A 5979-nucleotide genomic window follows, 5' to 3' on the forward strand; every position below is an offset into this window, starting at 1 on the left:
CAACAGGGGCGGGCTCGGTGACGAAGGGCGCGCGCCAGCGCCACGCGCTGCTGCTGGCCCCCGGAGAGGTATTTGGGGTAATGCTTCAGGCGACTGCCCAGGCCCACCCGTCCCAACATCTGTTCGGCCTTGGTGCGGGCCTGGCTGTCGCCGCGCAACTCCAGCGGCAGCATCACGTTTTCCAGCGCATTGAGGTGGCCCAGCAACTGGAAGGACTGGAACACGAAGCCCAGCTTGCGCTTCCTTAACAGCGCCCGGCCATCTTCGTCGAGGGCGTAGATGTCTTCCCCATCCAGGCGCACGGAACCTTCGCTGGGGGTATCCAGTCCAGCCAAGAGGCCCAGCAAGGTCGATTTACCGGAACCGGAGGCGCCGACGATGGCCACCGTGGTACCGGCAGCCACGGTAAAATCGATGCCGCTCAAGATGGTCAGCCGTCCAGAAGGCGCGGCGACGTCGGCAACGTGTTTGGACAACTGAAGGACTTCAATGGCGGCAATGATGGCGGGACTGGCGGTAGCGGAAGCAGGCATTCAAGGCAATCGGGCAAGGTGGTCCGGGATCGGGTCGGCGCGCACGGCGCTAGGCAACGGGCTGTTGCGCCTGCTGCTGGGCCTGGCCCTGGTGCTGGCGGCAACGAGCGCCTATTCTGCCCCAAAAAACCTGCTTGTGCTCGGCGACAGCCTCTCGGCCGAATACGGCCTGCAGCGCGGCAGCGGCTGGACCACCCTGTTGCAGCAACGGCTGCAGCAGGACAAGTCCGGCTTCCAGGTGGTCAATGCCAGCATCAGCGGCGACACCACCATCGGCGGACGCAACCGCCTGCCGGCGCTGATGACGCAGCACAAGCCGGCCGTGCTGGTGATCGAACTGGGCGCCAACGACGCCCTGCGCGGCCTGCCACTGAAAACCAGCCAGGACAACCTGCAAGCCATGATTGATCTGGCGCGCGAGCAGAAGGCCAAGGTACTGCTGGTGGGGATGCAGATTCCGCCCAACTACGGTCCCGACTACACGCGACGCTTTGCCGCCATGTACCAGGAACTGGCCAAGGCCAACAAGCTGGCCTTGGTGCCATTCTTCTTCGAGGGCATTGCCGCCGATCTGTCGCAGTTCCAGGCCGATCGCATCCATCCCAATGAACAGGCGCAACCACGGTTGCTGGATAATGTCTGGCCGTATCTGAAGCCCTTGCTGGGACTGAAGTAAGCGCCCTGCCCCTAAAAAACATCAAGCCCCTGCCACCATACCGGTGACAGGGGCTTGCGTCATCTGCGGCCGGCAAAGGCCAACTGATCAACAGCGCTTCAATGCCGCGCGTACAACTCCAGGAACCGGCGCAACAAGCCCGTGGACTGCGGCGTCTCGCGCACCTTGTCGCACAGCGCCTGGGCATCGATGCCGCAGCCGCGATAGATATCAGCGTAGTAATGCAGGTGGGCGCGCACGAATTCGGGCGAGAACTCGGGGTGGAACTGGGTCGAATAGACGTTGTGCTTGTGCTTGATGACGTGGTGCGGGTCCAGCGGGGAGCGGGCCATGACGATGGCGTCCTTGGGCGGGCGCAGCACCGACTGCATGTGCAGCATGTGGGCCGGGAATTCGGACGGCAGCGCGCCCAGCAATTCATCCTGGCGGCAGCATTCCAGCGTCTTCACGTGCATGGTGCCGGCGGCGCGGCCGGCCGGGTTGTAGCCGACTTCACCGCCGAAGGCGTGGGTCAGCAACTGGTGACCGTAGCAGATGCCGAACATGGGCGTGTCCAGCTCGGCGGCGTCGCGGATCCACTCGGCGGTGCGCTCGCTCCAGTCTTCCTTGTCGGTCACCATGGCCGGAGAACCGGTGATGAAGACCGCGCGATAGCTGCGTGGGCAGGCCGGGCGCTGGCCTTCATATACGGTCACCACTTCGATTTCACTCTGGCATAGGCCGGCAGCGCAGCCGATCTGGTCGGCATAACCACCGTAGTTAGTCTTGAGGGCAGGATTGGCGTCGCCGGTTTGAATGATCAGGACTGGGGCAGGCATAAAAACGTGGTCGGTATTCAGGGCAAAACTGGCAGCGGAGGCTTTTCTCGTGAAAATGCTTCCTGCATTGTTTTCGAATGTCGACTGGAGAAAGCGACAACATGTACGGCAGCCGTTTACGTTACTTCCGAAACGACGCTACATGACATGCGGATGACAGGAATTTCATCTGTGCAGCATAAAACCTGTGTATTCCCACGAGATTTCCCACCAAGTGGAAAACGGACGAAACGCCAACGCTAGTTGGAAACAATGAAGTGGATTCCCCCAGTGCCGGCTCCCTCGTGCATCCGCTCGAATGCAGCGCCCGGTGTCCATGATGAAACAAAAAAGGCCGCTGGAAAAGCGGCCTGTATAAATTTTTTAGTCAATTGTGGCAGTCATGCCGACAACTCCCTGCCCTGGGGCATGGCCACGCGCCGATTCACGATCCCGGTGCGCGTCCTGCCCCATCCAGGGTCACTTGGCGGCGTCGTCTGCGCTGACGGCGATGGCGCCCTTCAAGAGCTTGGTCTTGGCCTTTTCACGCAGGTAGTCCAGGTAACCCAGGGCTTCTTGTTGCGACAAGGCGGCGGTGATCTGCTCCTGTTCGGCCTTGCGGCGCGCGGTATCAACCGTCTTGGGCTGTTCCACCTTGGTGATGCGGTAGATCTGGTAACCCAGGCCGGTGGTCTCGGCGCCGGCATACGCAGGCAGCTTGGCAGTATCGGCCTTCATGACGGCATTGAAGGCTTCCTGGGTCCAGCCCTCGGACTTCACGCGCGACACCACCTTGGGGTCGCTAAAGCCCGTGGCATCATCCTTGGCCTGCAACTGCGCCAGGCGTTCCTGACCAGCCTTGACGGCCAGTGCCTGTTCTTCGGCGGCCAGCACATCCTTCTGCACCTCGGCCTTGACTTCGTCGAAGGGGCGCTTGGTGACCGGCTTGTAGCTGGTCATGCGACCGGCCACCAGGGTGTTGGGCGCAGTCTGCACGGCTTCGGAGTTGTGCTTGCCCTTGATGACGTCGTCGGTAAAGAGCGCCGTCAGGAACTTGGCGTTGTTGTAAGGTGCAGCACCAGCGGCCGGATTGGGCGTACGGGTCACGCCGGAAGCGGTCTGGATCTTCAGCTTGAGCTTGTCGGAGACGGCCTTGAGGCTGTCACCGTTTTCATAGACCAGGTTGTTGAACTGGTCGGCCATCTCGGAATACTTCTTGGCGGCGATCTGCTTCTTGATCTCGGCACCGATCTCGGCCTTGACCGCGTCCAGCGGCTTGACCGCGGCCGGCTTGATGCCGGTCACTTCGATGATGTGGTAGCCGAAGTCGGATTCCACCGGATCGCTGATCTGGCCTTGCTTGAGGCTGAAAGCGGCATCTTCGAAGGGCTTGACCATGGCGCCCTTGCCAAAGTAACCCAGGTCGCCGCCGTTTTCGGCCGAGCCGGGGTCTTGCGAATCGGCCTTGGCCAACTTGGCGAAGTCACCCGGATTCTTGCGCAGTTGCGCCACCAGGGCTTCGGCCTTGCTCTTGGCAGCAGCCTTGTCGGCAGCCGAGGCATCCTTCTTGACGGCGATCAGGATGTGGCTGGCACGACGCTGTTCTTCGGTGCTGTACTGCTTCTGGTTCTGCTCGTAGTAGGACTTGATGTCGTCATCGGTCACGCTGGCCTGGGCAGCCACGGCGGCTGCGTCCAGCACCACGTATTCGATGTCGGCCTGTTCCGGGGTTTCGAAGCGGGCGCCATTCTTGTCGTAGTAGGCCTTCAACATGTCGTCGGTGATCTTGACCTGGGCGGCATAGCTCTCCGGCTTGAAGTTGAGCATCTGCACCGTGCGCTCCTGATCATTCAGGTTGGACAGGTTCTCGGCCACGGTCTTGGGAGCGAAAGCGGTGCTCTGGATGGCGGCATTCAACTGTTGCACCGCCATCTCGCGACGCAGGCTGGCTTCATAGGACTTGGGAGTCAAGCCCTGGGCGGCCAGCAGCACGCGGTACTGTTCATTGTCGAAGCTGCCGTCCGGCTTGGTCAGGCCGGGGATCTGCAGGATGCTCTGCTGCAGCACCTGGTCCGGCACCACCAGCTTGTTGGCCACCACTTCGGCGCCCAGGGCGCGCTGGGCGATCAGGTTGTCCAGGATGGCGCGGCGCGCCTGGGGGCTATCGAAGATCTTGGCGTCGAACTGGTTGCCATAGACCTGGCGCATACGTTCCAGTTGCTGGCGGTGCGCCGCGTCCCATTCTTCCTTGGTGATGGTCTGGCCGGCCACCTTGGCCACGCCGCTATCGTCGGTCAGGCGGCTGTAGCCTTCCAGGCCGAAGAAGGCGAACGACGGAAAGATGAACAGCAGCAGCAGGAACTGCATCAGGCGCTGGTGAGTACGAATGAAATCAAACATGTATAGCCAATCAATAAACGATCTGGTCAATGAAGGTCAGCGAAGACTGCCGCTGGCGCCCGCGGATAAGAAAAAAGGCGAACTCGCGTTCGCCCTGATCCGGCGCAGGCCCATGAGACCTGGGACGCACAACGCACACCGTCGTGCTCGCGCGACATTATACACACGCCAATGCCCACCGGCATCTTCGGCGGACTAGCCCGGCGCGATGTGCCCCCCTTATTGATCCATCTGCGCCAGCGCCACGCTGCGTAGCTGGAAACGGCCATCGTTATTGAAAAGCCAACTTTCAGATAACTCGATGCGACCCTGTTTCAACAAGGCCGGGGGCGGCTTGGGAAAAGGCGCGGCCGATTTCAGGCTGCTCAAGGCGCTGGCTTCGGCGTGCTTGTCGCGGTTGCTGCGCAGGATCTCACTCTTGACCAGGTTGCCGTCGCCATCGACCACGTATTTGATGACGATCACCGAACGCAGCAGGGCCTGGGGCCGCTCCACGTAGACACTGGTGAAATTGACCTGGGAGATGCGCCGGGCCAGGTCCACCTTGTAGCCATCCGGGGTGGTGGCAGTGGAGGTGGCGTCCTCGGTGGTCTTTTTCTGTTCGATCAGACTACGGGCCAGGGCATCGCGCTCCTGCTGGGTGCTCTCCGGTGCCGAGCAGGCAGCCAGCATGGCTGCCACGCCCACCCCGGAGATGGCCAGGCGCATCCCGGGTCGGCGGGCAGGTTTGGCATTTTTCTTCATTCTGGTCTCCCATCAAGCTGACTGATCTTGCTTCACTCAAAAGACTACGTCAATGAAGCTTTGGACCAGGTTTACTGGTCGGGATTCCCTGGCAGCGGGAGCCGGACCGGCGATCCATAACTTCAATCTATAGCAAGGATTCCACCCCGCTATCACAGCAGGGGGCGTCATCCAGCAGTCATATNTGCGCCGTACCATCCGCTTGCCTTCAAACCCGGGCCTGCCCTGTCACTGCGCAATGCCGCATGGGCACTGCCTTTGGGCAACACTGCGACTTAAGCGAGAACACTTCCACGATGATGCCCACACCCTCTGCCGCCGCGCTTGCGATGCCGTCCTGCCCGCCCGAGGAGAGCGAGGTCGATCAGCGTTTCCTGTCGGTGCGCGCCATCGAAAAACGCTTCGGCGCTTTCACCGCGCTGGATCGGGTGTCGCTGGAAGTACGCCAGGGTGAGATGGTCTGCCTGCTGGGTCCGTCCGGCTGCGGCAAGACCACCCTGCTGCGCACCATCGCCGGGCTGGAGCGCCAGGACGCCGGGCAGATCGTGGCCGCTGGCCGCGACATCTCGCAGTTGCCGCCGCAGTCGCGCGACTACGGCATCCTGTTCCAGTCCTATGCGCTGTTCCCCAATCTGAGCGTGGCCGACAACGTCGCCTATGGCTTGACCGGCATGAAGCGCCAAGCGCGCCAGGAACGGGTGGCCGCCATGCTGGATATGGTGGGCCTGGCCGGCAGCCAGGCCAAGTATCCCGGCCAGTTGTCCGGTGGCCAGCAGCAGCGCGTGGCACTGGCGCGGGCGCTGGCACCCTCGCCTTCGCTGCTGTGCTG

General features: G+C 62.0%; 5 protein-coding genes and 1 pseudogene. 2 read left to right on the forward strand and 4 right to left on the reverse strand.

Annotated features, from left to right (window positions below; all coding sequences use genetic code 11):
* A pseudogene (locus I5W_RS21715) lies at positions 1-533 on the reverse strand (ABC transporter ATP-binding protein); the annotation flags it as partial.
* Between I5W_RS21715 and I5W_RS21720 the strand changes: the two are divergent.
* Positions 490-1209 (forward strand): arylesterase, encoded by a 720-nt coding sequence (locus I5W_RS21720; RefSeq protein ID WP_374702151.1) that lies wholly within the window; start codon positions 490-492, stop codon positions 1207-1209. The pseudogene I5W_RS21715 and the gene I5W_RS21720 sit on opposite strands and share 44 nt — an antisense overlap.
* A 98-nt stretch (positions 1210-1307) precedes the next feature.
* Here the strand turns inward: I5W_RS21720 and I5W_RS21725 are convergent, their stop codons facing one another.
* From I5W_RS21725 to I5W_RS21735, 3 genes are all read right to left on the reverse strand, one after another.
* Positions 1308-2027 carry a glutamine amidotransferase gene (locus I5W_RS21725; RefSeq protein WP_044530799.1) on the reverse strand — a complete coding sequence of 240 codons (720 nt, stop codon included), beginning with the start codon at positions 2025-2027 and terminating at the stop codon, positions 1308-1310.
* Positions 2028-2486: 459 nt separating this feature from the next.
* Entirely contained in the window at positions 2487-4406 is a 1920-nt protein-coding gene (locus I5W_RS21730) for a SurA N-terminal domain-containing protein (protein WP_044530800.1), read from the reverse strand.
* Between the two features lie 219 nt (positions 4407-4625).
* Positions 4626-5114, reverse strand: coding sequence for a TonB family protein (locus tag I5W_RS21735; protein ID WP_017451119.1), 489 nt, complete (start codon positions 5112-5114; stop codon positions 4626-4628).
* Positions 5115-5479: 365 nt separating this feature from the next.
* Between I5W_RS21735 and I5W_RS21740 the strand changes: the two genes are divergently transcribed.
* Positions 5480-5979, forward strand: a 500-nt coding sequence (locus I5W_RS21740) for an ATP-binding cassette domain-containing protein (RefSeq protein WP_044530801.1), incomplete at its 3' end; no start/stop codon positions are given.

The organism is Herbaspirillum sp. B65 (genome assembly GCF_000333555.1).
In the GTDB taxonomy this organism is placed as follows: domain Bacteria; phylum Pseudomonadota; class Gammaproteobacteria; order Burkholderiales; family Burkholderiaceae_D; genus Herbaspirillum; species Herbaspirillum rubrisubalbicans.